Source organism: Bradyrhizobium sp. 134 (genome assembly GCF_023074155.1).
Lineage (GTDB): Bacteria > Pseudomonadota > Alphaproteobacteria > Rhizobiales > Xanthobacteraceae > Bradyrhizobium.
Genome location: NZ_JADPKX010000069.1, coordinates 110,911 through 136,987 on the forward strand (window position 1 = coordinate 110,911; position 26,077 = coordinate 136,987).

Annotated in this window: 23 protein-coding genes and 2 tRNA genes; 13 read left to right on the plus strand and 12 right to left on the minus strand. The window is 64.4% G+C overall.

Translation table 11 applies throughout. From position 1 onward, the window contains the following. The first annotated feature begins 52 nt into the window (after positions 1-52). Both lon and IVA75_RS25695 read left to right on the plus strand, forming a co-directional pair. Entirely contained in the window at positions 53-2,476 is a 2,424-nt protein-coding gene (lon, locus tag IVA75_RS25690; RefSeq protein ID WP_007603504.1) for an endopeptidase La, read from the plus strand. An 88-nt stretch (positions 2,477-2,564) separates the two neighbouring features. Further along, positions 2,565-2,969 carry a GFA family protein gene (locus tag IVA75_RS25695; protein ID WP_027567217.1) on the plus strand — a complete coding sequence of 135 codons (405 nt, stop codon included), beginning with the start codon at positions 2,565-2,567 and terminating at the stop codon, positions 2,967-2,969. Between the two features lie 34 nt (positions 2,970-3,003). On the opposite strand, the gene IVA75_RS25700 is transcribed toward IVA75_RS25695, so the two are convergent. Then, a tRNA-Val gene (locus IVA75_RS25700) sits at positions 3,004-3,080 on the minus strand. A 128-nt stretch (positions 3,081-3,208) separates the two neighbouring features. Between IVA75_RS25700 and IVA75_RS25705 the strand changes: the two genes are divergently transcribed. Then, on the plus strand, positions 3,209-4,069 hold the full coding sequence (locus IVA75_RS25705; RefSeq protein ID WP_027567216.1) for a methyltransferase domain-containing protein: 861 nt from the start codon (positions 3,209-3,211) through the stop codon (positions 4,067-4,069). Positions 4,070-4,147: 78 nt separating this feature from the next. Here IVA75_RS25705 and IVA75_RS25710 read toward each other — a convergent pair whose 3' ends face one another. From IVA75_RS25710 to IVA75_RS25735, 6 genes are all read right to left on the minus strand, one after another. Further along, on the minus strand, positions 4,148-5,110 hold the full coding sequence (locus tag IVA75_RS25710) for a cation diffusion facilitator family transporter (RefSeq protein ID WP_247289448.1): 963 nt from the start codon (positions 5,108-5,110) through the stop codon (positions 4,148-4,150). A 2-nt stretch (positions 5,111-5,112) separates the two neighbouring features. Continuing rightward, on the minus strand, positions 5,113-8,322 hold the full coding sequence (ihpC, locus tag IVA75_RS25715; protein ID WP_247289449.1) for a divalent metal ion exporter subunit IhpC: 3,210 nt from the start codon (positions 8,320-8,322) through the stop codon (positions 5,113-5,115). Next, on the minus strand, positions 8,315-9,292 hold the full coding sequence (gene ihpB / locus IVA75_RS25720) for a divalent metal ion exporter adaptor subunit IhpB (RefSeq protein ID WP_247289451.1): 978 nt from the start codon (positions 9,290-9,292) through the stop codon (positions 8,315-8,317). The genes ihpC and ihpB overlap by 8 nt, the downstream gene beginning before the upstream one ends. Beyond that, the gene (ihpA, locus tag IVA75_RS25725; protein ID WP_247289453.1) at positions 9,289-10,563 is read right to left on the minus strand and encodes a divalent metal ion exporter subunit IhpA; all 1,275 of its coding nucleotides are present in this window, start codon (positions 10,561-10,563) and stop codon (positions 9,289-9,291) included. Before ihpA ends, ihpB begins: the two co-directional genes overlap by 4 nt. A gap of 55 nt (positions 10,564-10,618) precedes the next feature. Continuing rightward, positions 10,619-10,981 carry a hypothetical protein gene (locus IVA75_RS25730; RefSeq protein WP_247289455.1) on the minus strand — a complete coding sequence of 121 codons (363 nt, stop codon included), beginning with the start codon at positions 10,979-10,981 and terminating at the stop codon, positions 10,619-10,621. Between the two features lie 121 nt (positions 10,982-11,102). Further along, the gene (locus IVA75_RS25735; RefSeq protein ID WP_247289457.1) at positions 11,103-11,327 is read right to left on the minus strand and encodes a hypothetical protein; all 225 of its coding nucleotides are present in this window, start codon (positions 11,325-11,327) and stop codon (positions 11,103-11,105) included. Between the two features lie 350 nt (positions 11,328-11,677). Here IVA75_RS25735 and IVA75_RS25740 point away from each other — a divergent pair, with 350 nt between their 5' ends. After that, a complete protein-coding gene (locus IVA75_RS25740) occupies positions 11,678-12,571 on the plus strand; it encodes a hypothetical protein (RefSeq protein ID WP_247289459.1) in 894 nt (297 codons plus the stop codon). A 54-nt stretch (positions 12,572-12,625) separates the two neighbouring features. On the opposite strand, the gene pepT is transcribed toward IVA75_RS25740, so the two are convergent. Continuing rightward, complete coding sequence (gene pepT, locus IVA75_RS25745) at positions 12,626-13,876, minus strand: peptidase T (RefSeq protein WP_247289461.1); 1,251 nt, start codon at positions 13,874-13,876, stop codon at positions 12,626-12,628. Positions 13,877-13,978: 102 nt separating this feature from the next. Then, positions 13,979-14,449: an HU family DNA-binding protein gene (locus tag IVA75_RS40210; RefSeq protein WP_256465240.1), complete on the minus strand. Its 471-nt coding sequence runs from the start codon at positions 14,447-14,449 to the stop codon at positions 13,979-13,981. 62 nt (positions 14,450-14,511) lie between these two features. Between IVA75_RS40210 and IVA75_RS25755 the strand changes: the two genes are divergently transcribed. After that, positions 14,512-14,588 (plus strand) — tRNA-Asp (locus tag IVA75_RS25755). Positions 14,589-14,792: 204 nt separating this feature from the next. Continuing rightward, entirely contained in the window at positions 14,793-15,626 is an 834-nt protein-coding gene (locus tag IVA75_RS25760) for an FkbM family methyltransferase (RefSeq protein WP_247289463.1), read from the plus strand. Positions 15,627-15,717: 91 nt separating this feature from the next. Here the strand turns inward: IVA75_RS25760 and IVA75_RS25765 are convergent, their stop codons facing one another. From IVA75_RS25765 to IVA75_RS25775, 3 genes are all read right to left on the minus strand, one after another. Beyond that, positions 15,718-15,921 (minus strand): hypothetical protein, encoded by a 204-nt coding sequence (locus tag IVA75_RS25765; RefSeq protein WP_026232877.1) that lies wholly within the window; start codon positions 15,919-15,921, stop codon positions 15,718-15,720. Between the two features lie 140 nt (positions 15,922-16,061). Beyond that, positions 16,062-17,357 (minus strand): MFS transporter, encoded by a 1,296-nt coding sequence (locus IVA75_RS25770; RefSeq protein WP_346658439.1) that lies wholly within the window; start codon positions 17,355-17,357, stop codon positions 16,062-16,064. Positions 17,358-17,418: 61 nt separating this feature from the next. Continuing rightward, a complete protein-coding gene (locus tag IVA75_RS25775; RefSeq protein WP_247289467.1) occupies positions 17,419-18,609 on the minus strand; it encodes an aromatic ring-hydroxylating dioxygenase subunit alpha in 1,191 nt (396 codons plus the stop codon). Positions 18,610-18,789: 180 nt separating this feature from the next. Here IVA75_RS25775 and IVA75_RS25780 point away from each other — a divergent pair, with 180 nt between their 5' ends. The 7 genes from IVA75_RS25780 (at position 18,790) to IVA75_RS25810 (ending at position 26,075) form a co-directional block, all read left to right on the plus strand. Beyond that, a complete protein-coding gene (locus IVA75_RS25780; protein WP_247289468.1) occupies positions 18,790-19,305 on the plus strand; it encodes a MarR family winged helix-turn-helix transcriptional regulator in 516 nt (171 codons plus the stop codon). Positions 19,306-19,517: 212 nt separating this feature from the next. Then, a complete protein-coding gene (locus IVA75_RS25785) occupies positions 19,518-21,770 on the plus strand; it encodes a TonB-dependent siderophore receptor (RefSeq protein WP_247289995.1) in 2,253 nt (750 codons plus the stop codon). Between the two features lie 574 nt (positions 21,771-22,344). Further along, entirely contained in the window at positions 22,345-22,710 is a 366-nt protein-coding gene (locus IVA75_RS25790) for an NADH-quinone oxidoreductase subunit A (protein ID WP_007603535.1), read from the plus strand. Then, entirely contained in the window at positions 22,701-23,288 is a 588-nt protein-coding gene (locus tag IVA75_RS25795; RefSeq protein WP_027567200.1) for an NADH-quinone oxidoreductase subunit B, read from the plus strand. The genes IVA75_RS25790 and IVA75_RS25795 overlap by 10 nt, the downstream gene beginning before the upstream one ends. A gap of 11 nt (positions 23,289-23,299) precedes the next feature. Next, a complete protein-coding gene (locus IVA75_RS25800; protein ID WP_018455092.1) occupies positions 23,300-23,914 on the plus strand; it encodes an NADH-quinone oxidoreductase subunit C in 615 nt (204 codons plus the stop codon). A 2-nt stretch (positions 23,915-23,916) separates the two neighbouring features. Next, on the plus strand, positions 23,917-25,113 hold the full coding sequence (locus tag IVA75_RS25805) for an NADH-quinone oxidoreductase subunit D (protein ID WP_247289469.1): 1,197 nt from the start codon (positions 23,917-23,919) through the stop codon (positions 25,111-25,113). Next, on the plus strand, positions 25,113-26,075 hold the full coding sequence (locus IVA75_RS25810) for an FkbM family methyltransferase (RefSeq protein ID WP_247289470.1): 963 nt from the start codon (positions 25,113-25,115) through the stop codon (positions 26,073-26,075). Before IVA75_RS25805 ends, IVA75_RS25810 begins: the two co-directional genes overlap by 1 nt. Positions 26,076-26,077 lie beyond the last annotated feature (2 nt).

Below are 26,077 nucleotides of genomic sequence, written 5' to 3' on the forward strand. Positions count from 1 at the left end.
GCATGAGCATGGCGGGCTGCGTGCAAGGGGGCAAAGCAAAAGGAAAAAGGCCATGACCAATCCAAAACCCAGGCCAACCATCGTTCATGGCGAAACGCACGCCTACCCCGTGCTGCCCCTGCGCGACATCGTCGTCTTCCCGCACATGATCGTTCCGCTCTTCGTCGGCCGCGAGAAGTCGATCCGCGCGCTCGAAGAGGTGATGAAGAACGACGCGCTGATCATGCTCGCGACCCAGAAGAACGCGTCCGACGATGATCCGGCACCCGATTCCATCTACGAGACCGGTACGCTTGCCAGCGTGCTCCAGCTCTTGAAGCTTCCCGACGGCACCGTGAAGGTGCTGGTCGAAGGGCTCGAGCGTGCGCGCGTGCAGAAGTACACCGATCGCGCCGACTATTACGAAGCGACTGCGATTGCGCTCGCCGACACCGATGCGAAGTCGGTCGAGGCCGAGGCCATGGCGCGCTCGGTCGTGTCCGACTTCGAGAGCTATGTGAAGCTCAACAAGAAGATCTCGGCCGAGGTCGTCGGCGTCGTGCAGGCGATCACCGATTTCGCCAAGCTCGCCGACACCGTCGCCTCGCATCTCGCCGTCAAGATCGCGGATCGCCAGGGCATCCTGGAGACGCTGTCGGTCACGCAGCGCCTGGAGAAGGTGCTGGGCCTGATGGAGAGCGAGATCTCGGTGCTTCAGGTCGAGAAGCGCATCCGCTCGCGCGTCAAGCGCCAGATGGAGAAGACCCAGCGCGAGTACTATCTCAACGAGCAGATGAAGGCGATCCAGAAGGAGCTCGGCGACGACGACGGTCGCGACGAACTCGCCGATCTCGAAGAGAAGATCTCCAAGACCAAGCTCTCCAAGGAAGCGCGCGAGAAGGCGCAGCATGAATTGAAGAAGCTGCGCCAGATGTCGCCGATGTCCGCGGAAGCGACCGTCGTGCGCAACTATCTGGATTGGCTGCTGTCGATCCCGTGGAACAAGAAGTCCAAGGTGAAGAAGGATCTGGAAGCCGCGCAGGCGGTTCTGGATGCCGATCACTACGGGCTGGAGAAGGTCAAGGACCGCATCGTCGAGTATCTCGCCGTGCAGTCGCGCGCCAACAAGCTGACCGGCCCGATCCTGTGCCTCGTCGGCCCTCCCGGTGTCGGCAAGACCTCGCTCGGCAAGTCGATCGCCAAGGCGACGGGGCGTGAGTTCGTGCGCGTGTCGCTCGGTGGCGTGCGTGACGAGGCCGAGATCCGAGGTCACCGCCGCACCTATATCGGTTCGATGCCCGGCAAGATCATCCAGTCGATGCGGAAGGCGAAGTCGTCCAATCCGCTGTTCCTGCTGGACGAGATCGACAAGATGGGTGCCGATTTCCGCGGCGATCCGTCCTCGGCTTTGCTCGAGGTCCTCGACCCCGAGCAGAACGCGACCTTCAACGACCACTATCTCGAGGTCGACTACGATCTCTCCAACGTGATGTTCATCACGACCGCGAATACGCTCAATATTCCGGGACCGCTGATGGACCGCATGGAGATCATCCGGATCGCGGGCTATACCGAGAACGAGAAGGTCGAGATCGCGCGCAAGCACTTGATCCCGAACGCGGTGTCCAAGCACGGCTTGGACTCCAAGGAGTTCTCGATTGACGACGATGCGCTGCTGCTTCTGATCCGCCGCTACACCCGCGAAGCGGGCGTGCGCAATTTGGAGCGTGAGCTCTCCACACTTGCCCGCAAGGCGGTGAAGGAGCTGATGATCTCCAAGAAGAAGTCGGTCAAGGTCACCGAGAAGACTCTGGAAGAGCTGCTCGGCGTGCCGAAGTACCGCTACGGCGAGATCGAGAGCGAGCCGCAGGTCGGCATCGTCACCGGCCTTGCCTGGACCGATGTCGGCGGCGAGTTGCTGACGATCGAAGGCGTCATGATGCCCGGCAAGGGCAAGATGACGGTCACGGGCAATCTGCGTGACGTGATGAAGGAATCGATCTCGGCGGCGGCGTCCTACGTCCGCTCGCGCGCGATCGTCTACGGCATCGAGCCGCCGCTGTTCGACCGGCGCGACATCCACGTGCACGTGCCGGAAGGCGCGACGCCGAAGGACGGTCCGTCGGCGGGCGTGGCGATGGCCACCGCGATCATCTCGGTCATGACCGGCATCCCGGTCCGCCACGATGTCGCGATGACCGGCGAGATCACGCTGCGCGGCCGCGTACTGCCGATCGGCGGCCTGAAGGAGAAGCTGCTGGCTGCTGCCCGCGGCGGCATCAAGACGGTGCTGATCCCCGAGGACAACGCCAAGGATCTCACGGAGATTTCCGATGCGATCAAGGGCGGCATGGAGATCATCCCGGTCTCCCGCCTCGACGACGTCGTCGCCAAGGCGCTGGTCAAGAAGCCAGTGCCGATCGTCTGGGAAGAGGACACCAAGGTCACGGTCAAGCCGGACGGCGACGAAGCCGCCGGCGGCCTGACCGCTCACTGAGATCGCAGCTCGAAAAGATGATAAAACGGCGCCTTCGGGCGCCGTTTTTGTTGTGGGGGCATTTTGTTTTGGGCAGTGGATGACGACAATGCACATCGACGGGCAATGCCATTGCGGCGCGATCACCTTTGAAGCCGAGATCGATCCCGAGACGGTGTCGGTCTGCCATTGCCGGGACTGCCAGACCCTAACGGGATCGCCGTTCCGGGTGACGGCGATCTGCACCAAGACCGACGTCAAGCTGACCGCCGGCACGCCCAGGATCTACGGCAAGCGCGGCGACAACGGTCGGATGCGCTTCCAGCACTTCTGCGCCGAGTGCGGTTCCCCGCTGTTCACGAGCGGCGAGGGCGACCAGGAGGACGATTGGGGCATCCGCTGGGGCAGCATCCGCCAGCGCGACAAATTGCGGCCCGTCAGGCAGATCTGGTGCCAGTCGGCGGCGGTGTGGATCGACGCGGTGCCACTGTTGCCGGGCCGGCTGGGAGATTGAGGTTCGGCTTGCCCAGCCGCGCGCGAGCGAAGGCTGGTGGGCGGTCACGGATTCGAACCGCGGACCCTCTCGGTGTAAACGAGATGCTCTAACCAGCTGAGCTAACCGCCCCACGGCGCCTCTTTAGCGCCCCCTCGGGTGTTGGAGCAAGAGGCGGCCGCACCGCAAATCATGCTCATTTGAACCGCTTGATGGCCTTCCGGCGTGGTATCACGACCGGCAAAACGACAGAGGCCCCAATGGAACAACCAAGCGGACACGAGCAGAACGCCGATCAGATCGCCTACTGGAACGGTCCCAGCGGGCAGCGCTGGGCCGATCGCCATGCGGCGCAGGAGAGCCTGCTCGGACCCATTGCCGATGTGCTGATCGACCGCGCCAAGCCGAAGCCGGGGGAGCGCGTCCTCGACGTCGGCTGCGGCTCCGGCGCGACGACGTTCGCGTTCGCGAAGGTTGTCGCGCCTGATGGCTTCGCGCTCGGGCTCGACGTCTCCGAGCCGATGCTGTCGCAGGCGCGCGCGTTTGCGCCAAAGGGCCTGCCGCTCGATTTCGTGCTGGCGGATGCGACGGTGCATCGGTTCGAGCCGGCCAGTTTTGACCTGCTGGCCTCGCGGTTCGGCGTGATGTTCTTCGCTGACCCGATCGTGTCTTTCACCAACCTCCGCCGCGCATTGAAGCCGACGGGGCGGCTGGCGTTTGCCTGCTGGCGCGAGCCGAAGGAAAATCCCTGGATGATGGCGCCGCTGATGGCGGTCTACAAACACGTGCCCAAGATGCCGCCGGTCGGGCCGGACGAGCCGGGCCCGTTCGCCTTTGCCTCCGAAGAGCGCGTGACGCGCATCCTGAAAGGCGCGGGCTTCGTCGACGTCGCGATGGAACCGCACAATCTCGCGATGGATGTCGCGATCGGCGGCGGGCTCGATGCCGCGGTCGAGGGCTCGCTCCAGATCGGCCCCGCCAGCCGCGCGCTGCAAGGCCATCCGCCCGAGACGTATGCCGCGGCAAAAGCCTCGATCCGCGAGATGCTCGCCCCGTTCCTGAAGGGGTCGAGCGTGGCGCTCCAGGGTGCGATCTGGATCGTGACGGCGAAGGCGGCGTAGGCGCCGCTCTGTCCCCGTCATTGCGAGCGCAGCGCGCTGCGCTCGCAATGACGACGGGGACGCAGCCACGCAACTACCTCACACCACATCATCCGGCGCCAGCGCGCAGCCGTTGTCGGGATGCGTCTCGACCTGAAGGGTGGTGTGGCCGATGCGGTGGGAGCGCTTCAGCATCTGCGCCGTCTCCATCAGGAATGCATCGCCGGCGCCGGTGGGCATGACGAGATGGCAGGTCAGCGCCGTCTCAGTGGTCGAGATCGGCCAGACGTGGAGATCGTGGATCGCAGTGACGCCGGGCCGCTCCAGCAGTAGGATCTTGATTGCGGCAATGTCGGTGCCCCTGGGCGCGGCCGCCATCGACATGTCGATGGAGCCGCGGAGCAGGCTGGTGGTGCTCCAGAGAATGGTGGCGCAGATGACGAGGCTGGTGACGGGATCGAGCCAGAGCCAGCCGGTCCAGATGATCAGCGCCGCCGAGACCACGACGCCGAGCGAGACCGCGGCGTCGGCCGCCATGTGCAGATAGGCGCCTTCGATGTTGATGTCGTCCTTGCGCCCGCGCGCGAACAGCATGGCCGTAAAACCGTTGATGAGGATGCCGATGCCGGCGACCACCATTACGGTGATGCCGGCGACGGGCTCCGGTTCACGCAGGCGCAAAAACGCTTCCCAGCCTATCGCACCGGTCGCGACCAGCAGGAACACCGCGTTCGCCAGCGCCGCCAGGATGGTGGAGGCGCGCAGGCCATAGGTGAAGCGGCCGCTGGGCGCGCGCCGCGCCGCGATCGACGCGCACCAGGCCACGACCAGGCCGAGCACGTCGCTAAGGTTATGGCCGGCGTCCGCAAGCAGGGCGGTGGAGTTGCCGATATAGCCGTAGACGGCCTCGGCCAGGACCAGCGCGGTATTGAGCGTGATGCCGATCGCGAACGCCGTGCCGAAGCTGGCGGGCGCATGGGCATGGGCGTGGCCACCATGATCGTGATCATGGCCGTGGCTATGATCATCGTGATGATGGCCGTGATGGTCGTGGCTGCCCACCTCTAGCGCTCCCTGGACGCTGCCAAATCAGGCGCCATTGTAGGCGTTTCGGCAGCCCCGTCACGGCGGAACAGCACGTAGAGCGCCGGCAGCACCAGCAGCGTCAGCACGGTTGAGGAGATGATGCCGCCGATCACCACAGTCGCGAGCGGCCGCTGCACCTCGGCGCCGGCCCCGGTAGCAAGGGCCATCGGCACGAAGCCGAGGGACGCGACCAGCGCCGTCATCAGCACCGGACGCAGGCGTGTCAGCGCGCCCTCGCGCACCGCGTCGGCAACGGGCTGGCCCTCGCTGCGCAGCCGCTCGATGAAGGCGATGATGACGAGCCCGTTGAGCACGGCGACGCCCGACAGCGCGATGAAGCCGACGCCGGCGCTGATGGACAGCGGGATGCCGCGCAGCAGCAGCGCCATGACGCCGCCGGTCAGCGCCAGCGGCACGCCGGAGAACACGAGGGCCGCATCCGCCGCCGATCCCATGCCCATGAACAGCAGCAGGAACACCAGCAGCAGCGCCACCGGCACCACGAGCGTCAGCCGCTTGGTGGCGGAGACCAGCTGCTCGAACTGTCCGCCCCAGCCGATCCAGTAGCCCGGTGGCAGCTTGACCTTCTCCGCGACGGCGTTCTGGGCCTCGGCGACAAAGGAGCGCAGATCGCGCCCGCGAACGTTGGCCATAACCACCACGCGGCGCTTGCCGTTCTCGCGGCTGATCTGGTTGGGTCCCGGTGCGATCTCGATCGCCGCGACGGAGGACAGCGGGACGTAGCGCAACGCCGCGTTTCCGCCCGGCCATGCGGTTTTGGTGACGGCCGGTACATCCTCGCCCGGCGGCAGCGGGATCGGCAGCGACTTGATCGTGTCAGGGTCGGCACGCAGGCTTTCCGGCAGCCGCACCACGATGTCGAAGCGGCGATCGCCCTCGAACAGCTTTCCGACCGGCTTGCCGCCGATCGCGATCTCGACCACGTTCTGCACCTCGCTGAGGCTGAGGCCGTAGCGTGACAGCGCCTGGCGGTCGAGCCTGACGGTGAGGATCGGCAGGCCCGCAATCTGCTCGGTCTTGACGTCGGCCGCGCCCTCGATGGCGTGGACGACGCCGTTGACCTGCTGGGCGATGCCAGCAAGCACGTCGAGATCGTCGCCGAAGATCTTCACGCCGACGTCGCTGCGGATGCCGGCAATGAGCTCGTTGAAGCGCATCTGGATCGGCTGGGTCATGCCATAGGCCGTGCCGGGCAGGGTGTTGGCGGTGCGTTCGAGCTCGGCGATCACCTCGTCCTTGGGCTTGTCCGGGTCGGGCCATTCGTCGCGTGGCTTGAGCGTGACATAGGTGTCGGTCATATTCGGTGGCATCGGATCGTTGGCGATCTCGGCGGTACCAATCTTGGAGAAGATGGTCGCGACCTCCGGTACCTGCTTGATCGCCATTTCCAGCCGCAGCTGCATGCCGACGCTCTGGGTCAGGCTGGTGCCGGGAATCCGGATGGTTTCGATGGTAATGTCGCCTTCGTCGAGGCTCGGGATGAATTCGCCTCCCATGCGCGTCGCGGCGAAGACGCTGCCGGCAACGATCAGCATGGCGCCAAACGCGACCATGCCGCGGTAGCGGATGGCGCGGTCGAGCAGCGGCACATAGAACCGCTTGGCCGCTCTCATGAAGATGTTCTCCTTCTCCGAGACCTTGCCGGTGACGAAGATCGCAACCGCGGCCGGAACGAAGGTGATCGACAACAGCGCCGCGCCGGCAAGGGCCATCAGCACGGTCAGCGCCATTGGCGTGAACATCTTGCCCTCGGTCCCTGTCAGGGTCAGGACCGGCAGGTAGACCACGGCGATGATCAGCGTGCCGAACAGGCTCGGCTTGATAACCTCGCTGCTGCCGGCGCGGATTGTCTCCATCCTCTCCTCGAGCGACAGCAGCCGGCCGCGCCTGTGCTGCTCGGCAGCGAGCAACCGCAGACAGTTCTCCACGATGATGACCGCGCCGTCGACGATGATGCCGAAGTCGATCGCGCCGAGGCTCATCAGATTCGCGCTGACCTTGCTCTCGACCATGCCTGTGATCGTGAACAGCATGGAAAGGGGAATGACACAGGCGGTGATCAGCGCGGCGCGGATGTTGCCGAGGATCAGGAAAAGCACAGCGATCACCAGCGCCGCGCCCTCGACGAGATTCTTCTCGACGGTCTGGATGGTGGCTTCCACCAGATGCGTGCGGTCATAGACGGCGCGCGCGATCACGCCGTCAGGGAGCGATTTCGCGATCTCCGTGAGCCGGGCCTTCACGCGCTGCGCCACCGTGCGGCTGTTCTCGCCGATCAGCAGCATGGCGGTGCCGAGCACGGTTTCGCTGCCGTTTGCGGTTGCTGCGCCCGAACGCAGGTCCTGGCCTTCCTGGACGTCGGCGACGTCGCGGATACGCACCGGGACGCCGCCGCGCGAACCGATCACGATGTCGCGGATCTCGGCGATATTGGCGACCTGGCCCGGGGCGCGGACGAGATATTGCTCGCCGTTGCGCTCGATATAGCCGGCACCGACATTGGCGTTGTTGGCGGCCAGCGCCGTCATGATGTCGCGAAAGCCGAGTTTGTAGGCCATCAGCCGGCCGGGGATCGGCAGCACGTGGAACTGCCGCTCATAACCGCCGATCGAGTTGACCTCGATCACGCCGGGAATGGTGCGCAGTTGCGGCTTGATGATCCAGTCCTGGATGGTGCGCAGCTCCGTCGGCGTGAACTCGGCACCGGTCTGTGACCTCGCGCCGGCCTTGGCTTCGACGGAGTAGACATAGATCTCGCCAAGGCCGGTCGAGATCGGGCCCATCGCGACCTCGGTTCCGGCCGGAAGCTGGTCCTTCGCCTGCTGGATACGCTCGTTGACGAGCTGCCGCGCGAAGTAGATGTCGGTGCCGTCCTGGAATACGACGGTGACCTGGCTCAGGCCATAGCGTGAGATCGACCGGGTGTATTCGAGCTTGGGCAGCCCGCCCATCACGGTCTCGATCGGGAAGGTGATGCGCTGCTCGGATTCGAGCGGCGAGAGGCCCGGGGCACGGGTGTTGATCTGGACTTGCACGTTGGTGACGTCGGGGACCGCGTCGATCGGCAGGCGGGTGAAGTTCCAGGCGCCGAAGCCGCCGGCCGCGAGCGCGAACAGCAGGACCAGCCAGCGCTGCTGCAGCGAGACCGCGATGAGACGCTCAATCATGTTCGGCCTCGCCCTTGCCCATCTCCGCCTTCACGACGAAGCTGTTTTCCGCGACGTAATGTTCGCCGGCCGATAGACCGGCCCTGATCTCGACATGGCGGGGATCGGAATCGCCTAGCTCCACCGGACGCGCCTCGATCTTGTCGCCATCCTCGCGGACGAACACGATGGTCCGGTTCTCCAGCGTCTGGATCGCGCTACGGCGCACGGCGACCGCGACGTTGCGTGCGGCGAGGATCAGCCGTGCCGTGACGAACAGGCCGGGACGCAAGCGTCCGTCCGGATTTGGCAGCACCACGCGCGCCAGTGCGGTCTGGGTCTCGCTCGAGCCGATCGGGGCCATGTAGGAGATGGTGCCCTTGATCTCGCCGCGGCCGTCGTCTGGATCGATCAGCACCTCGTCGTTGAGGCGGACGCGCCGCAGGTCCTGGCGGTAGATCGACAGGTCGACCCAGATGGTGGAGAGGTCGGCGACCACGAAGGCCGGCTTCTGCTCGGAGGCGTATTCGCCGAGCGAGATCTGCCGCTCGATGATGGTGCCGGCAATCGGCGCCTTGAGCTCGTAGACGGTGAGGCTCTGGTTGCTCTCGATCGCGGCGAGCAGATCGTCCTTGCCGACCTTGTCGCCGATGCGCTTCTGGATCGATTTAGCGACGCCGGGAAAACGCGGCGTCACCTGCACCACGGCTTCCTGGTTGGCGCGCAGGATGCCGTTGAAGGCGAGCGTGTCGGTCAGCGTGACGCTCGCGGCTTCCGCCAGCGTCACGCCTGCGGCTGCAAGCTTGACGTCGGAGATGCGGATGCGGTCGGCGCCGTGCTCGTCCTGCTCGACATGGTCGTTCGGCTTCTCCGGCCTCTTGTCCGCGGCGTGTTCGGCATGCTCGACCCTGGCCGGGCCGAGCAGGGAATAGCCGTAAGCGCCAAGTGCAGCGGCAAACAATGCGACGAGGATGGTGGAGGACGTCTTCATCGTGCGCTCTCCCGCGCCAGCGTGAAGGGATTGCCGACGAGGCCTTCGATGGTCGCCACCCCCGCGTGGAAATTCTGCAGCGCCTCCTGCTCGCGCAGCCGCGCCTGGGTGACGCTGGCCTGGGCATCGAGCACTTCGAGCAGGCTGAAGCGGCCCTGGCCGTAGCCTTGCGCGATGGCGTCCGACGCTTCGGTAGCCTTGGGAATGGCGCTCTCGCGCAGCACCGCGAGCTCGCGCAGAGAGCCCTGCAGCGAGTCGTAGGCGCGGCCCGCGACCACGATCAACGTGTTGCGGTTGGCCTCGCGCTCGGCCTTGGTCTTGGCAAGGCTTTCCTGCGCCGAGAGGATATTGCCCTGGTTCTGGTCGAACACGGGGATCGGCACCGAGACGGTGAGGCGCGCCGCGTCGTCATTGGTCTCGTTGAAATGGCGCCAGCCGGCGGCGATCCGCACGTCGGGATAGGGCCGCAGCCGCGCCAGCAACAGCTCGGCGTTGCGCTGGGCATAGATCGCGGTCCAGCGCACCAGCTGCGGATTGGCATCGATCGCGGCGACGACCGACTGGAATGTCGGCGGCCGTCCCATGGTGTCGAGCCGTCCGGAGACCTCGCCGAATTTCGGTGCCGCGTCGCCCATCAGGACCGCAAGCTCGCGCCGGGCGCTGGCCAGCGTCGCCTTGAAGCGCTCGCGGTCGGCCTTCACCAGGGCGGATGCCACTTCCGCACGGCCGGTCTCGGCCGGCGAGGAGGCGCCGGCCTCGACGCGTCGGCGCAAAAGCGGCGTCAGCCGGTCAATGGCGGTGATCTGCTCGTCGAGGATCTGGATGCGCCGCTGTGCGCCGAGCACGCTGAGGAAGGCGATCGCGGTCTCCGACAGCACCTCCAGCCTGACGGCCTTGCGCTGAATCGCGGCGACCTCGATGCCGGCGACACCCGCGGCGATCCGCGCGTCGCGCTTGCCGAACAGCTCGAAGGCCTGGCTGATCTGGAGCGTGGTCTCGGCCGATCGCGTGCCGCGATAGATGCCGGACCCGAACGAATTGTCCTGTTCGTAGGTCAGCTCCGGATTGAGAAGCGCACCTGCCTGGATGCGCTGGCCCGTAGCGATGCCGACATCGCGCTCCGCCGCGGTCAGCCGCGGGCTCGTGGCCAGCGCGCGCGAGAGCGCGCTCCGCATCGTCAGAGTCTGGGCGTGAGATGGCGCAAGCGCCAATCCGACAATCAGACACGCTGCCGCGCACGCCAGGCGCGCGGCCATTCCCCTGCAAAACATGAAACCGACCTGTGAAGGATGAACCTCATGGGCGCGGAGCGCCCGACCAATCCGTTCAGGCGATCTGTTTGGGAGGCGGGGAGTCGGTATCGGGAATAATGCCGGAGAGCCGGGTTGCGCGTTGCGGGCGCGATGCAGACACGAGCCCGATCGATGCGGCCGGTGGCGCCGGCTGCGCCACCGTCACCGAGAAGCAGCCATGGCAATGATGACCGCCGATGGCCTTGTGGTCGTTGTGATCTCCCGAGCCGTCAAGGACGGCGCTGATCTCCGAGCCGCCACCGGGCGTGGTGACGTCGATGTCGTGCAGGCCATGCAGCGCTCCCGCGAGCAGGTAGACAACCGCGATCAGCACAGACAGCAGCCCGCGCCAGTGGCGCGGCGGGCATGATCCTGAGGGCTGGCGGTTTGCGAGCACGATTTCACTCTGGTTGCGGTCGGTATCCGGCCTAGCATGGGGGCGGGAACAGTGTCGACCCGCAACATTGTTACGTCCCCTGGAACAATTGCCGCAGCGATTGCGAAGACGACAGCGCTTCTCATTGGCGCGTGATCAAGCTCAGCTGGGCATCGGCTGACGCTCCGCTTGCTGCGTTCGGCACATCGCCGGCTTCGACCGTCACGACGGCGCGACAGCCGGCTTCCATGGCCCGTTCCAGCCATTTGATGGCTTCATCAATCCACTGGTCGTGGTGCTCGGGATCGGCGATCGCCTTTTCCCGGAATGCATCTGCCTGATGAAGGCACGCGGTTCTGCGATCCACGCCGCTCTCCCGATCCGGAGGTTCCCCCCTATCGCATCCTTGATGATCGGAGAGCCGGCGTCGTTAACATAGGACAGGAACCGCCGCCCAAAAAGAAAGCCCAGCCGGGACTGACCGGCTGGGGCTTTCGTGCTCACAAACTTCATCCTTGGGACTTGGACAGCTAATCCGCATCGCGCCGGTTCGTTCCCGCGGGCTCGGTCCAGTTTGGAACGTTCTTTCTTCGTTGTGATTAGCGACGAGGAGAAATCGAGGAGGACGGACTATGGATGGATTGATTTATCTCATCGGCTTGATCGTCGTCGTCATGGCGATCCTGTCGTTCTTCGGCCTGCGCTGAGAGAGCGGCGATGACGATGGAAACTCTCATACGGGAAGACATCATGGAAGGCGGCGGCGCCGCTGCCGATGACCGGAGCACCATTCAGTGGAGCTCGGTGATCGCAGGCGCGTTGGCCGCTGGCGCAATGTCGTTCATCCTGGTCGGCTTTGGTGTCGCCGTCGGACTGGGCGTCAGTTCAGCCTCGCCGACATGGCGCGATGCATCGGCGGCGCTGGCTTTGCTGTCGGGGCTGTATCTGATCATCCAGGCGATTATCAGCTTCGGCTTCGGCGGCTATGTCGCCGGCCGGACAACGCGACCAGCCCCGACGATCACAACGATCGAAGACGACGGCGAACGGCGGGACGGGCTGCATGGCCTGATGTCCTGGGCGCTTGCAGTGCTGCTTGGTGCCGCTCTGCTCGCGATACTCGGCGCAGCTGCGATTGATCGTTCGCCGATGCGCAGTTCGGCGAGCAATACCTCCGCCGCCGAGCCTCTGTTGAGCTACGAGCTGGACAAGCTGTTTCGCGCGCCGCGGCGGCCCCCTAACACCGACCTCAGGGAAGCCCGCGCCGAAGCAGGACGCATCTTGATGACGTCATCGAGCCACAGCGGCATCAGCACCGATGATCGGACCTATCTGGTGCAGCAGGTGGCCGCGCTGACGGGACTCGCCGCTCCCGACTCGGAACGACGGGTCGACGCGCTGATCGCGGATTCAAGGACGGCGATCAATCGGGCGCGGCGTAATTCCATCATCGTCGCCTTCTCCGTTGCCGCAGCAACCCTGATCGGCGCTGCCGTGGCCTGGGCTGCGGCGGTGGCCGGCGGGCGGCACCGCGATGGAGAGCCGTTGCCGAACTGGATGGCAAGCTCGAACCGCTTCCATCGCTCTCCGCGCGCGATGCCGGTGCCCTGACGTGCAGGACGATGGCCGGGAGCGATCCCGGCCATGGTCTTTTGACGAGAGGCGCTAGGCCTTCTCCTCCCAGATCATGGCGAGGTGGACGATCGTCTGCACCGCCTTCTCCATGTCCTGCCGGCTGACCCATTCGAGCCGGGAGTGAAATGCGTGCTCGCCGGCGAAGATGTTGGGGCAGGGCAGGCCCATGAAGGAGAGGCGCGAGCCATCGGTGCCGCCGCGGATCGCGGTGCGCATCGGGCGCAGGCCGGCGCGGCGGATCGCTTCGATGGCGTATTCGAGAATGTGCGGGTGACGATCGATCACCTGCTTCATGTTGCGGTACTGCTCCCGCACCTCGAATGTGTAGGTCGAGCGCGGAAAATCCTTCATCACGTCCTTGACGATGTTCTCGAGCAGGATCTCCTTCTCCTTCAGCCCTTCCTCGGTGAAGTCGCGCACGATGAAGGAGAGCGTCGCCTGCTCCAGCGCGCCCTCGATGCCGATCGGATGCAGAAAGCCCTGCTTGCCTGATGTCGTCTCGGGCGAGCAGCCTTCGCGGGGCAGGCGCTCGACGATGGCGGCGGCGATCTTGATCGCATGCTCCATCTTGCCCTTGGCATAGCCGGGATGGGCGCTGACGCCGTTGATGGTGATGGTGGCGCCGTCCGCCGAGAAGGTCTCGTCCTCCACGCTGCCCGCGCTCTCGCCGTCCATGGTGTAGCCGAACTCGGCGCCGAGCTTCTTGATGTCGACATTGTCGACGCCGCGGCCGATCTCCTCGTCGGGCGTGAACAGGATCTTGATGGTGCCGTGCTTCACGTCCGGGTTGTTGATGAAGAAATGCGCGGCATCCATGATCTCGGCCACGCCCGCCTTGTTGTCGGCGCCGAGCAGGGTGGTGCCGTCGGTGGTGATGATGTCGTTGCCGATCTGGTTCTTCAGCGCCGGATGCTCGGCGAAGCGGATCACCTGGCTGGTGTCGCCCGGCAGCGTGATGTCGCCGCCGCGATAGTTGTTCACGACCTGCGGCTTGACGTTCTTGCCGGTAACGTCGGGCGAAGTGTCCATGTGCGAGCAGAAGCAGATCACCGGCACCTTCTTCGTCGTGTTCGCCGGGATCGTTCCGTAGACGTAGCCGTAATCGTCGAGATGCGCGTCCTCGACGCCCATCTGCCTGAGCTCGGCGGCGAGCACACGGCCGAGATATTTCTGCTTCTCGGTCGAGGGCGAGCTCGGGGATTCCGGATCGGACTGGGTGTCGATGGTGACGTAGCGCAGGAAGCGCTCGGTCACGGTATGCGAAAAGGTGAGGGAGGACATTTCTGGTCAAACCGCCGGGTCAGGGGAGAGGGGCGGTATACCAGAAAAGCAGGGCGCGGTGAGGCCGGAGGACGCTGATCAGGCTTAACGAAACGTGAGGGGTCAGATCGCCTCTTTCAGTTCCTTGACCGGGCGGAAGGCGACCTTCTTGCTGGCCTTGATGTGGATGGGCTCGCCGGTGGCGGGATTGCGGCCGGTGCGGGCGGCGCGCTTGCGAACCTGGAGGATTCCAAGCCCGACGATCCGGACACGGTCGCCCTTCTTCAGGTGCTTGGTGATCAGGTCGACCATGTCGGTCAGAACGGCCTCAGCGCGCTTCTTCGACAGGTCTTGGCTCTCCGCAATGTCGGCAGCGAGGTGCTTGAGCGTGATGGTGGCGGGAGCGGCAGCCTTCTTCGCCATATCTGGCCTCCTCGATGCTTGCCGGTGGTCGGGTGACGATCCCTGAACCGCCAAGTTCCGGAGGCGTAGACGATTCGGGACCGGACTGACTACGCCGCCGGCATGAGCGCGGGCCACGTCCGTGCGTGCCCTCGACGGAAATCCGCCCCGTTCAGGCTGTGGACGCAACATCCTTGACTTCAACAGGTCCGGCCTTTAAGTCCCCCCTCGTTCCGCAGACATTTGCGTGTCACGCGGGAGTAGCTCAGTTGGTTAGAGCGCCGGCCTGTCACGCCGGAGGTCGCGGGTTCGAGCCCCGTCTCTCGCGCCATTTTTGGCAATCCTTTCATACCCTTACCTTCAAATCCTGATCTCGCTTCGATCCCGGGTCGCTCGCGCCCCCGACTTCCGCATGCTTTGTTGTCTTCGACCCGCGCAAAATTCCCTCGCCCGCGCGACGGTCGCCAGAGGCTCGAGTTGATCGCGCCGTTGATCACATGGTACCGCTCAATCCGGGATTGTTCGGATCGAGTTGATGCAGGCAGCCGATATCAGCGCGACGTTGCAGAATCTGTTCGCGAAGGGCGTGCGCTACGGGACCGTCATCGATCTGGGCTGCGCCGACGGGCACTTCGTGCTCAACCATCAGTCGTGCCTCAGCGGCGCGGTGCCACTGAACGTCGACGCTAACAGGATCTACGAGGACTCCCTCAAGGCGATCAAGGAGGTGCTTGGCGGGCACTATCGCATTTGCGCCATCACCGACCACGAGGGCGAGATCGAGATCACGGAATCCGTGCATCCTTACTGGTCATCGCTGCGTCCCGCGGGCGACGTCTACTGGTCGCGGGTCAACGACCTCACCACCAGCAAGGTGAAAGTACCGGCGACGACGCTTGATGCGCTGGTCGAAGAGCTGTCGCTCAAGCCGCCGTTCCTGCTCAAACTCGATGTGCAGGGCGCGGAACAGGCCGCGCTGAAGGGCGCGCGTGACGTGCTCGAGAATTGCAGCGTGGTCGTCTGCGAGACCGACGTTGACGACTTCCAGGACATCAACGCGATGCTGCTGGCCGCAGGTTTCTTCCTCTACGATTTGACGACGCTGCAGCGCCTGCGCGACGGAACGCTCGGCTGGTTCTACCCGGTCTTTGTCAGCGGCAAGCTCGCCCATCTGAAGCCGCAGGCGTTCTGGGACGCCGGCGACAATGCTGCCGTGATCGGCGTGCAGGAGACGCGTCGCAAGATGATCCTGGAGCAGAACAGGAAGGCCCTGAACCGGCTGCGTTATGGGCAGAGCGGTGTCGGCCGCAATGATCCTTGTCCCTGCGGTTCAGGCGAGAAATTCAAGCACTGCTGCGGCAGCTATTGACCCGCTTCATGTTGGCTCACTCGCTCGTCGCCTGAATCAGAAAGGCCGCCCGAAGGCGGCCATTTGGTATCAAACCGGACCTTTTTCGTCCTCAGCGGATCTCTGACGTCCCGGCGCTGGTGACGACGACCGGCTTGCCGGCCTTGATCACGTGGGCGGACTGGGCGGTCTGGCTGTAATCGGCATTGGTGCGAGCTGCGATCCCGAAGCCGGCCACCGTGATTCCGGCTACCAGCGCCACCACCACGATCTTGAGGTGGGTCGCACGATCAGCAGAGTGAATGGAGTGGTTCATCTGAGCCTCCCGACGGGCTTTGCCGCCGTCTATGGCTCTTCTTGTAAGGACCGTCTGTTTCCGGATGGTTTCGCGGGTTCCGCAAAATGGTTTCATCTCCCCGCCAGCGGGTTTCGCCCGGGAGGCGTCCGGGGCCGGCGTCAGGCTGCGGTCCGGCCGATATCGTTCCGGATCGTGCGGGCCGCCCAGACGAACAGGAGCGCCCCCAGCGTGGTCGTGACCGCCGCCGAGAGCAGGGAATAGCGCACGGCGTCGGCGCCGTAAGCGCCCTTCAGGGCGTCGTTGACCACGCCCACGGCGAGCGGGCCGACGCCCTGGCCGAAGCAGGTCGCGGTGAGTGCGATCAGGGCGGAGGCCAGCGCCCGCATGCTCGGCTTCGCCACCGTCTGCGCGATCGCGAAGATCGGCCCGAGATGGAAGCCGACCAGGAACGAGGTCAGCGCCAGCATGGCCACCATCATCGCAAAGTCCTGCGTCAGCATGCACAGCGCGAACACCGGGCCGGCAAGGCCCGAGGTGATGGCGGGCGCCCACAGCTTCCAACGGTCGTCGCGGCGGCTGATCTGCGCCACCACGAAGCCGCCGAGCAGGGTGCCGGCCATGCCGGCGAGCCCCTTGAAGGTGCCGGCGTAGGTGCCGATCTCGGCGCTCGACAGATGGTGCACGCGCGCGAGGAACGGCGGGATCCAGGCCGCGGTCGCGTAGTTCGTGTAAGTGGTGAGACAGAAGCCGATCAGCACGATGATGAAGCTCTGCTGCGAGGCCAGGAAACGCAGCGTCGGCCCGAGCGGCTCGGGCACGAAATTCTCCTGCATGGCGCCGCGCTTCGGCTCGGAGATCGTCAGCCACAGGACAATAGCGAGCAGGATGCCGGGGAGGCCCGCGACGTAGAACGCCATTCGCCAGCCATAGTGCTGGTTGATGTAGCCGCCGACGAAATAGCCGAGGAAGACGCCGAGATAGGTGCCGACGGCGTAGATGCCGAGCGCGCGCGGACGCTCGTTCTTGGCGAAAAGATCAGCGACGATGGATTGCGAGGCGGGCGAGCCTGCGGATTCGCCGATGCCGACGCCGATCCTCGCCAGCGCCAGCGACGTGACGCTCGAAGCAGCGCCGCACAACGCCGTCATCGCGCTCCAGAACGCAAAGGCGACGGCGACGATGTTGCGCCGGTTGAGCCGGTCGGCGACGCGCGCGATGGGAATGCCGAGCAGGGAATAGAACAGGGCGAAGCCGAAGCCCGCGAGCAGGCCCATCATGGTGTCGCTGAGCTGGAACTCCTTCTTGATAGGCTCGATCAGCACGTTGAAGATCGTGCGGTCGAGGAAGTTCAGCGCGTAGATGATCGTGAGCAGGCCCAGCACGTAATAGCGCCGCGCCGGGGGTTTTGCCGTCGCGGCCGTTTGCACCGACATTTGTGATGTCACATCGACCATCGCTTCCCCCAATTAGTCTTTGTTATCGTTGTCGGTCCAGCTTTGATTGGAGCTGGCTGCTTCACGCGTCGCGGATGTAATTCCCCGCTTCGAATTCGACCCGAGGCGCGCTCACATCGAACGAGATTCCGATCGGATCGCGGCCTGCTTCCATCGCCTCGAGCTGCTCGCTCAGCATGCGCCGGATCAAGAGGATGCCGCGGTCGCTCTGGCCGAAATGCTCCTCGGAATGGATGGTCTGCGGGCCCTGGCCGACCTGGGCTTCATAGTCGCCGGGAAATTGCTGGTGCTCTTCCTCGGTCATGTCCCACCAGAATTTGCCGTTGAATTTCGAGCGCATGCGCCCGATGTCGCCGGGGTTCTTGACGCGGCCGGCGACGTAGATGCGGAACGAGGTGTCGTCGATCGGCAGCGTCCAGCCGATCGACTCGACACGGGCGAACTGCGCCACGCGCGGGTTTGGCACGACGCGCAAGGTGGGGAGCGCCGCCTCGGTGACGCGGTAAAACACCTTGCCGTCATCCTGCTTGCGGATCGAGCGCACGGCGATCCCGCGCGGCGTCTTGTCGAACGTCACCTCCGGCATCGATGCCATCATGTTGGTGAATTGCGGACCCGAGAAGGAGCCGTGCAGCACCGGCACATGGTAGGGATCGACCACGTTCTCGAAATGCTGGAGCCAGTTGCAGGGGATGATCGCGGGACCACCGCCGCCGATCGAGGAATCGTCCGCCTCCACGAACTCGCCGTCGTCCATGGTCTCCAGGCATTCATAGGCCGGCAGCACCGGGCGTTTCTCGGCCGGGCCCATATAGGCGAAGATCAGCCCGTAGCGTTCCTCGACTGGATACCAGGGCTGGCGCACCTTGTCCTTGAACTGGCCGCCGTCGGGCTCGCAGGGTTGCTCCAGGCAACGACCTTCGGTGTCGAACTTCCAGCCGTGATAGCAGCAGCGGATGCCGTCCTCCTCGACCTTGCCGTAATAGAGCGTGGTGCCGCGGTGGCAGCAGCGGGCGTGGAGCAGTCCGGCGCGGCCGTGCTTGTCGCGGAACAGCACCAGATCCTCGCCGAGCGCGCGAACCTTTTTCGGGGTGTCGGTGGCATCGCTGATGAGCCCGACCGGATGCCAGTAGCGTCGCAGCAGTTCGCCCATCGGCGTGCCGCGCACGACCGAGGTGAGCTCGGTGCGCGTGTGCGCCGGCTTCATCTCATAGGCCGTGCCGAGATCGCGATCTCGCTGGGTGATGGTCATGCTGATCCTCCCGCTGTCGGCCTTGCTGGCTCGGCTTGTGACGCCTTGAACGCCAGTGAAGAGCCGATCGATGACAATGTCAACGAATTTCCAGATGCCTCTTAGTCGCATTCGGATCAGGCTGGGGAGGTTGCGCTACCAAGACTTGGCACGCCGCGGCTTTCTTGGCAGAGGTGGATCATGAGCCAGACATCAAGCAGGGCCGGGCGCGCATCGTCCGATGCGGACGAAAGTCAGTCGCCGGCGCCGATCACTGTGATGCTGTCGTCGCGGCTGATGGTGCTGGCCAATTTGCTCAAGCGCGGCGCCATCCTGCGCTACAAGCGTCTCGCCGGATTGTCCTCGGTCGAGTTTGGCCTGGTCGCCTCGCTCGGCCGGCGGCCGCCGATGAGCGTGGCGCGGCTTGCGGAAGCTGTCGGCCAGGACAAGGGGCAGATCAGCCGCGCGCTTGCGGAACTCGTCTCGCGCAAGCTGATCGCGAAATCAGCGAACCCGAAAGACAGCCGCGAGGTTCTGGTCTCGCTGACCGCAACCGGCCTTGCGGCGCATGATGCGATCGTCGCCGGTGCGCAGGAGCGCAATCGGCGCTTGCGCGAACATCTGAGCGAAGCCGAGTTCGAGGCGCTGCTGCAGCAGGTCGATCAATTGACGACGATCGCTGCCGAGATGCTCGAGAACGAGAAGACTTCGCGCTGACGTTTCGGCAATCCGGGACATGTTGGATCGCTTCCAAAAATCTTTCCAAGAACCCTTCCAAGACTCTTTCTAAGACTCTTTCTAAGAGGCTTTCAATTAGGGAATTCGCGCGCGCTCCCCTAAGCGTCACCGCAAGCGCATGCCGTCATGGGATTGACGGCATGGGCAAATCAAAACACGCAGTTTGGGGTTGCGCGTTGAACAGTCTTGGAATGCTGCGGTCGGCCGTATTGGCGACCGCATCCGCTTGGGTTTTGGTGCCGCAGGCATCGCTTGCACAATCTCCTGCGCAGAGTGGCGCGCAGAACATTCCGTCGGTCACCGTCACCGCGCCGGAAGCGCGCCGCCGGGCGGCGCCCTCCGTCCAGCGCCGCGCGCCGCGATCATCCCAGCAGACCGCCAACCGAAGCAAGCCGCAGCCGCAGCGCAATGTCGGTTCCGTGGAGACCCCGCTCGGCCCGGTGCACGGCTACGTCGCCGGCCGCAGCTCGTCCGGCACCAAGACCAACACGCCGATCATGGAGACGCCGCAGGCGGTGTCGGTGATTGGCGCGGAGCAGATCCGCGACCAGAAGGCAAACAAGCTCGACGAAGTCCTGCGCTATACCGCCGGCGTCCGCGCCGGGACCTTCGGCGCGGACACGCGCAACGACTGGTGGCTGATCCGCGGCTTCAAGTCCGACGACGTCGGACTGTTTCTCGACGGCATGCAGCTGTTCTACACGTCCTATGCGAGCTGGAAGCTTCAGACGCCCAACATGGAGCGCGTCGAGGTGCTGCGCGGTCCGTCGGCCGTGCTCTATGGCGGATCGAGCCCGAGCGGCATCGTCAACGTCATCAGCAAGATGCCGCCGGCGGAGCCCGTCCGTTTCATCGAGACCGGCGTCAACAATTTCGGCAACGCCTATGTCGGCTTCGATGTCGGCGGTCCGGTCGCGACGACCCCTGAGAACGGCAAGCTGTTCTACCGCGTCGTCGGTCAGGTCCAGAACGGCCCGACGCAGGTCAATTTCACCCCGGACAACAACTACTTCATCGCGCCGTCGGTGACCTGGAAACCGGACGCCGACACGACGTTCACGGTGCTGGCTTCAGCTTCCCGGCAGGAAACCCGTGGCATCAACTTCCTGCCCTATGAGGGCACGGTGACCAACGCTCGGTTCGGCAAGATCCCGACCAGCTTTTTCGCCGGCGATCCCAGCGTCGACAAGTTCACGCGCGAGCAGGAGATGCTCGGCTATCAGTTCGAGCGCAATCTCACCGACGATCTGACGTTCCGGCAGAATGCGCGCTTTGCCCATGTCGATGTGACCTATCGCGGCTACGTCGGCAATAATTGGGCTGACATCAACACGGCCAGTCTCGGTCGCTATAATTGGTATGCGAAGAACACCGCCAACCAGGCCAATCTCGACAATCAGCTGGAGTACCGCTTCAACACCGGCGCGGTGCGGCACACGATGCTGTTCGGAGTCGATTTGAAGGGCTATCAGATCGACGACTATCAGGCTTTCAACTTCGGCACCGTTCCTTCGATCAACGTCTTCAATCCCGCCTATGGATTTGACATTCCGTTGACGGGCACACCGTTCCGCAACTTCCAGATCACGCAGAAGCAGGCCGGCACCTATCTTCAGGACCAGATGAAGCTCGGCAACTTCACGCTGGTGCTGAGCGGCCGCAACGATTGGGTCGAGACGACGCAGGCTGGCCGTGATACCGGCGCCACGCTCGCCAGCCGCGACGACAGCAAGTTCAGCGGGCGCGCCGGGCTGATCTATAATTTCGACAACGGCATCGCGCCCTATGTGTCTTACGCCACGAGCTACAATCCGATCATCGGCCTCAACGCGCAAAACCAGCTGTTCCTGCCGGAGACCGGCCAGCAGGCGGAAATCGGCGTGAAGGTCGCGCCGCGGGGATTTGACGGCTATTTCACCGCCTCAGTGTTCGACCTGAAGCGCCAGAACGTGGCAACCACTGATCCTGTCGTCACGACCTTGCAGAACCAGACCGGCGAGGTGACATCGCGCGGCATCGAGCTCGAAGCGGTGGCGAACGCCACGCGCGAGCTGAAGCTGATCGGCTCGTTCACGGCCTACCATTTGTTCAACAGCAGGGATCTGGACCCGGCGCTGGTCGGGAAGACCCCGACCAACACGCCTGAGCTCCTGGTGTCGGGCTGGGCGGACTACACCTTCAAGGACGGGCCGCTCGCGGGGTTCGGCTTCGGCGGCGGCGTCCGCTATGTCGGTTCGTCGTGGGCGGATACCGCCAATACCCTCGAGGTTCCCGCGGTCGTGCTCGGCGATCTCGCGCTCCATTACGAATGGCAGAATTGGCGCACCGCGCTGAACGTGATCAATTTGACCGACAAGGTCTACGTCGCGAGCTGCGCAGCGGCGTCCTCCTGCTTCTACGGCGACCGCCGGCGCGTCACCGCCAGCGTCTCTTACAAATGGTGAGGCAAATGACGAGAACAGGCGAGGGAAGGCCATCGTGAGAGCCTGACCGGCTCGTCACTGGCTTCCACCCACGAGATCGATGAGCTCGCGGGCTATGCCCCCCGGCCCGAAGCTCATGCGAGCGCGGCGCGCGACGACCCAGCCACGTCGCCGCCGCGCTCGCCATTGATTTTCCGCGGCGGCGGAAGCGGGCGCCGCCCGCCCGACGCATTCGCCAGACGAGCCCGGGTCCGATCGTGATGCATGGCTCCCGGATCGCTCGCCCGATGGTGGGCGCGCCTGTCCTCGTTGTAATCTGGACATTGCTGCGTCGCGGCCTAGATAAAGTTAGCCTTCTCAACAACGGACGTCACGGCCCAGCGGGTGTGGACTGATCGGGGCGCTCTTGCTGGGGCTGTCGATCTGCTCCATACCAGCCGCGGGGTGATTCCGGGATTTCCACCGTTCTGAGGGCGACAAAGGGCCTAAAAAGAGCGTGTCTTGCGCCCATTGGTGCACTGCGCTAAGGCTCAGAACAATTCCAAACTGGACGAATCCGTGGCTGTCCCGAGGCTGCGGGAAAAAGGGCTCGTCAATGAGCGGCATTCTGCAGAACTATCTTCCACTCGTCGTCTTCATAGGGGTAGCGGGCCTCATTGGTCTGGTGCTGCTGATCGCGCCGTTCATCGTCGCGTTCCAGCAGCCGGACCCGGAAAAGCTGTCGGCGTATGAGTGCGGTTTCAACGCCTTCGACGACGCCCGCATGAAGTTCGACGTCCGCTTCTATCTGGTCGCCATCCTCTTCATCATCTTCGACCTCGAGGTGGCGTTCCTGTTTCCCTGGGCGGTGGCGTTCGGCAAGCTTGGCGCGACCGGCTTCTGGTCCATGGTGGTGTTCCTTGGCGTGCTGACGGTCGGGTTCGCCTATGAATGGAAGAAAGGCGCACTGGAATGGGATTGAACCCTGTGTCGTCCGCCGGTCCGGCTCTCGCGCCGGCCCCCAAGGGCATCCTGGACCCGTCGACCGGCAAGCCGGTCGGGGCCAATGATCCGTTCTTCCTCGAGGTCAATTCGGAACTGTCCGACAAAGGCTTCTTCGTGGCCGCGACCGACGACCTCATCACCTGGGCGCGCACCGGCTCGCTGATGTGGATGACCTTCGGTCTCGCCTGCTGCGCGGTCGAGATGATGCAGGTGTCGATGCCGCGCTACGACGTCGAGCGCTTCGGCTTCGCGCCGCGTGCTTCGCCGCGTCAGTCGGACGTGATGATCGTCGCCGGGACCCTGACCAACAAGATGGCGCCCGCGCTGCGCAAGGTCTACGACCAGATGCCCGAGCCGCGTTACGTCATCTCGATGGGCTCCTGCGCCAACGGCGGCGGCTATTATCACTATTCCTACTCGGTCGTGCGCGGTTGCGACCGCATCGTGCCGATCGACATCTACGTGCCGGGCTGCCCGCCCACGGCGGAAGCGCTGCTCTATGGCGTGCTGCTGCTGCAGAAGAAGATCCGCCGCACCGGCACCATCGAACGCTAAGGTTTTACGTCATGGACGACGCCAAGCTCGACGCCCTGGGGCAGACGATCGTTAGCGCGCTTCCGGGCGCCGCCATCGGTCATTCGGTGGCCTTCAACCAGCTCACGGTGGATGTCGAGGTCAGCAAGATCGTCGAGGTGGTCAAGTACCTCCGCGACGACCCGAACTGCCGCTTCATCAACTTCACCGACATCACGGCGGCGGACTATCCCTCGCGCGAGAAGCGCTTCGACGTGATCTATCACTTCCTGTCACCGACCCTGAACGCCCGGATCCGGCTCAAGGCCCAGGCCGACGAGACCACGCAGGTGCCGTCGCTGATCGAGGTGTTTCCCGGCGCCGACTGGTTCGAGCGCGAGGCCTACGACCTCTATGGCGTGATCTTCGTCGGTCATCCCGACATGCGCCGCCTCCTGACCGATTACGGCTTCGAGGGTCATCCGCTGCGCAAGGATTTCCCGACCACCGGCTTCCTCGAGGTCCGCTACGACGACCAGGAGAAGCGGGTGGTGTACGAGCCGGTCAGGCTCAACCAGGAATTCCGCAAGTTCGACTTTTTGTCCCCGTGGGAGGGCGCCGACTATCCGGTCCTTCCGGGTGATGAAAAAGCGGGGCCGAAGGTCTGAACATGAACGAGCAACCCGAACAGCTTCGCAACTTTACGATCAACTTCGGACCGCAGCATCCGGCTGCGCACGGTGTTCTTCGTCTTGTGCTTGAATTGGATGGTGAGGTCGTCGCTCGCGTCGACCCGCATATCGGCCTGCTTCACCGCGGCACCGAAAAGCTGATCGAGCAGAAGACCTATCTGCAGGCGATCCCTTATTTCGACCGTCTCGACTACGTCGCGCCGATGAACCAGGAGCACGCCTTCTGCATGGCTGCAGAAAAGCTGCTCGGCATCGAGGTGCCACGCCGCGCGCAGCTGATCCGCGTTTTCTATTGCGAGATCGGCCGCATCCTGTCGCATTTGCTCAACGTCACCACGCAGGCGATGGACGTCGGCGCGCTGACCCCGCCGCTGTGGGGTTTCGAAGAGCGCGAAAAGCTGATGGTGTTCTACGAGCGCGCCTCCGGCAGCCGCATGCACGCAGCCTACTTCCGCGTCGGCGGCGTGCATCAGGACCTGCCGCAGAAGCTGGTCGACGACATCGACGCCTGGTGCGATCCGTTCCTGAAAGTGGTCGAAGATCTCGACCGGCTGCTCACCGCGAACCGCATCTTCAAGCAGCGCAACGTCGACATCGGCGTGGTTTCGCTGAAGGAAGCCTGGGAGTGGGGCTTCTCCGGCGTGATGGTGCGCGGTTCGGGCGCGGCGTGGGATCTGCGCAAGTCGCAGCCCTATGAATGCTACGCCGAGCTGGATTTCGACATCCCGATCGGCAAGAACGGCGACTGCTACGACCGCTATCTGATCCGCATGGAAGAAATGCGCCAGTCCGTGCGCATCATGAAGCAGTGCATCCAGAAGCTGAACGCAGCCGACGGGAAGGGTCCCGTCGTCGTCGAAGACAACAAGGTCGCGCCGCCGCGCCGTGGCGAGATGAAGCGCTCGATGGAAGCGCTGATCCATCACTTCAAGCTCTATACCGAAGGGGTCCACGTGCCGGCCGGCGAGGTCTACGCCGCGGTCGAGGCGCCGAAGGGCGAGTTCGGCGTCTTTCTGATCTCGGACGGCACCAACAAGCCCTACAAGTGCAAGATCCGCGCGCCCGGCTTTGCGCATCTCCAGGCCATGGACCACATCTGCCGCGGTCATCTGCTCGCCGACGTGTCGGCGATCCTCGGCTCGCTCGACATCGTGTTCGGAGAGGTCGATCGGTGATGGCGCAGGCGCCGATCCAGTTTGACCGCGCCTCGGGGGCCCTTGAAGGGGCCAACCTGTGGGAGCGGACGGCTGCCTTGGCGCTGGTGACGGGATCGAAGATCTCCTCGCACTTCTCGCATATGGGCTACATCGCCTGCGCCAATCTGCTGCGCAAGACGCTGCCCGAGCGCAACATCGCGATCAAGCTCAACCCCGACGCCGTGTTCGAATTTCCCTACGGCGACGGCTATTGGAGCAAACTGCTCAACCGCTCCTATAATTACGAGGACGAGTTGGAGCTGTTGTTCGCCGACTCCATCGACGTCGACTACACGCTGCTCGATTGCGGCGCGAATTACGGCTATTGGTCGGTGCTGGTGTCGAGCAAGCCGTTCGGTTCGCACAAGGCGATCGCGATCGAGCCGTCGGGGCAGAACCATCCGAAGCTCGCCAACAACGCCCGCATCAACGGCAGCCGCTTCGAGACCATGAAATGCGCGATCGGTGCGGCCCGTGGCACCGCGCGTCTGTCAGGCACCAAGCACGAGGCCTTCAGCATCGCCGGCGATGCGTCGGCGGGCGGCGAGGACGTGCCGGTCATCGCGCTCGATAATCTGATCGAGGACGGCAAGGTCGCCGCGACCGGCAAGTACCTGATCAAGCTCGACGTCGAGGGCGTCGAGATCGAGGCGATCAAGGGCGGCGCCCGGCTGCTCCAGGCCGACAGCGTCATTATGTGCGAGGAGCACGGCAGCGACCGTTCGCACGCGGTCTCGCGCTACATCCTCGAACACACCCCGCTGAAGCTGATCGTCTACGATCCCAGCACAAGGCGTATGGAAACGGTGACCGAGCTGTCGATCCTCGACCGCATCAAGGTCTCGACCCACGTCGGCTACAATGTTTTCGGCACCGCAAGCGCATTCTGGCAGGACAGGATCAATGCCCTGAATGCGAAAACCGCGCGCCGCATGCAGTGAGA

Excerpts from the sequence above, each read along its gene's own strand:
- lon (WP_007603504.1), top strand. The coding sequence starts at position 53 with ATGACCAATCCAAAACCCAGGCCAACCATCGTTCATGGCGAAACGCAC.
- IVA75_RS25695 (WP_027567217.1), top strand. The coding sequence starts at position 2,565 with ATGCACATCGACGGGCAATGCCATTGCGGCGCGATCACCTTTGAAGCC.
- IVA75_RS25705 (WP_027567216.1), top strand. The coding sequence starts at position 3,209 with ATGGAACAACCAAGCGGACACGAGCAGAACGCCGATCAGATCGCCTAC.
- ihpC (WP_247289449.1), bottom strand. The coding sequence starts at position 8,322 with ATGATTGAGCGTCTCATCGCGGTCTCGCTGCAGCAGCGCTGGCTGGTC.
- ihpB (WP_247289451.1), bottom strand. The coding sequence starts at position 9,292 with ATGAAGACGTCCTCCACCATCCTCGTCGCATTGTTTGCCGCTGCACTT.
- ihpA (WP_247289453.1), bottom strand. The coding sequence starts at position 10,563 with ATGTTTTGCAGGGGAATGGCCGCGCGCCTGGCGTGCGCGGCAGCGTGT.
- IVA75_RS25740 (WP_247289459.1), top strand. The coding sequence starts at position 11,678 with ATGACGATGGAAACTCTCATACGGGAAGACATCATGGAAGGCGGCGGC.
- pepT (WP_247289461.1), bottom strand. The coding sequence starts at position 13,876 with ATGTCCTCCCTCACCTTTTCGCATACCGTGACCGAGCGCTTCCTGCGC.
- IVA75_RS40210 (WP_256465240.1), bottom strand. The coding sequence starts at position 14,449 with ATGTTGCGTCCACAGCCTGAACGGGGCGGATTTCCGTCGAGGGCACGC.
- IVA75_RS25760 (WP_247289463.1), top strand. The coding sequence starts at position 14,793 with ATGCAGGCAGCCGATATCAGCGCGACGTTGCAGAATCTGTTCGCGAAG.
- IVA75_RS25765 (WP_026232877.1), bottom strand. The coding sequence starts at position 15,921 with ATGAACCACTCCATTCACTCTGCTGATCGTGCGACCCACCTCAAGATC.
- IVA75_RS25770 (WP_346658439.1), bottom strand. The coding sequence starts at position 17,357 with ATGGTCGATGTGACATCACAAATGTCGGTGCAAACGGCCGCGACGGCA.
- IVA75_RS25775 (WP_247289467.1), bottom strand. The coding sequence starts at position 18,609 with ATGACCATCACCCAGCGAGATCGCGATCTCGGCACGGCCTATGAGATG.
- IVA75_RS25780 (WP_247289468.1), top strand. The coding sequence starts at position 18,790 with ATGAGCCAGACATCAAGCAGGGCCGGGCGCGCATCGTCCGATGCGGAC.
- IVA75_RS25785 (WP_247289995.1), top strand. The coding sequence starts at position 19,518 with ATGCTGCGGTCGGCCGTATTGGCGACCGCATCCGCTTGGGTTTTGGTG.
- IVA75_RS25790 (WP_007603535.1), top strand. The coding sequence starts at position 22,345 with ATGAGCGGCATTCTGCAGAACTATCTTCCACTCGTCGTCTTCATAGGG.
- IVA75_RS25795 (WP_027567200.1), top strand. The coding sequence starts at position 22,701 with ATGGGATTGAACCCTGTGTCGTCCGCCGGTCCGGCTCTCGCGCCGGCC.
- IVA75_RS25800 (WP_018455092.1), top strand. The coding sequence starts at position 23,300 with ATGGACGACGCCAAGCTCGACGCCCTGGGGCAGACGATCGTTAGCGCG.
- IVA75_RS25805 (WP_247289469.1), top strand. The coding sequence starts at position 23,917 with ATGAACGAGCAACCCGAACAGCTTCGCAACTTTACGATCAACTTCGGA.
- IVA75_RS25810 (WP_247289470.1), top strand. The coding sequence starts at position 25,113 with ATGGCGCAGGCGCCGATCCAGTTTGACCGCGCCTCGGGGGCCCTTGAA.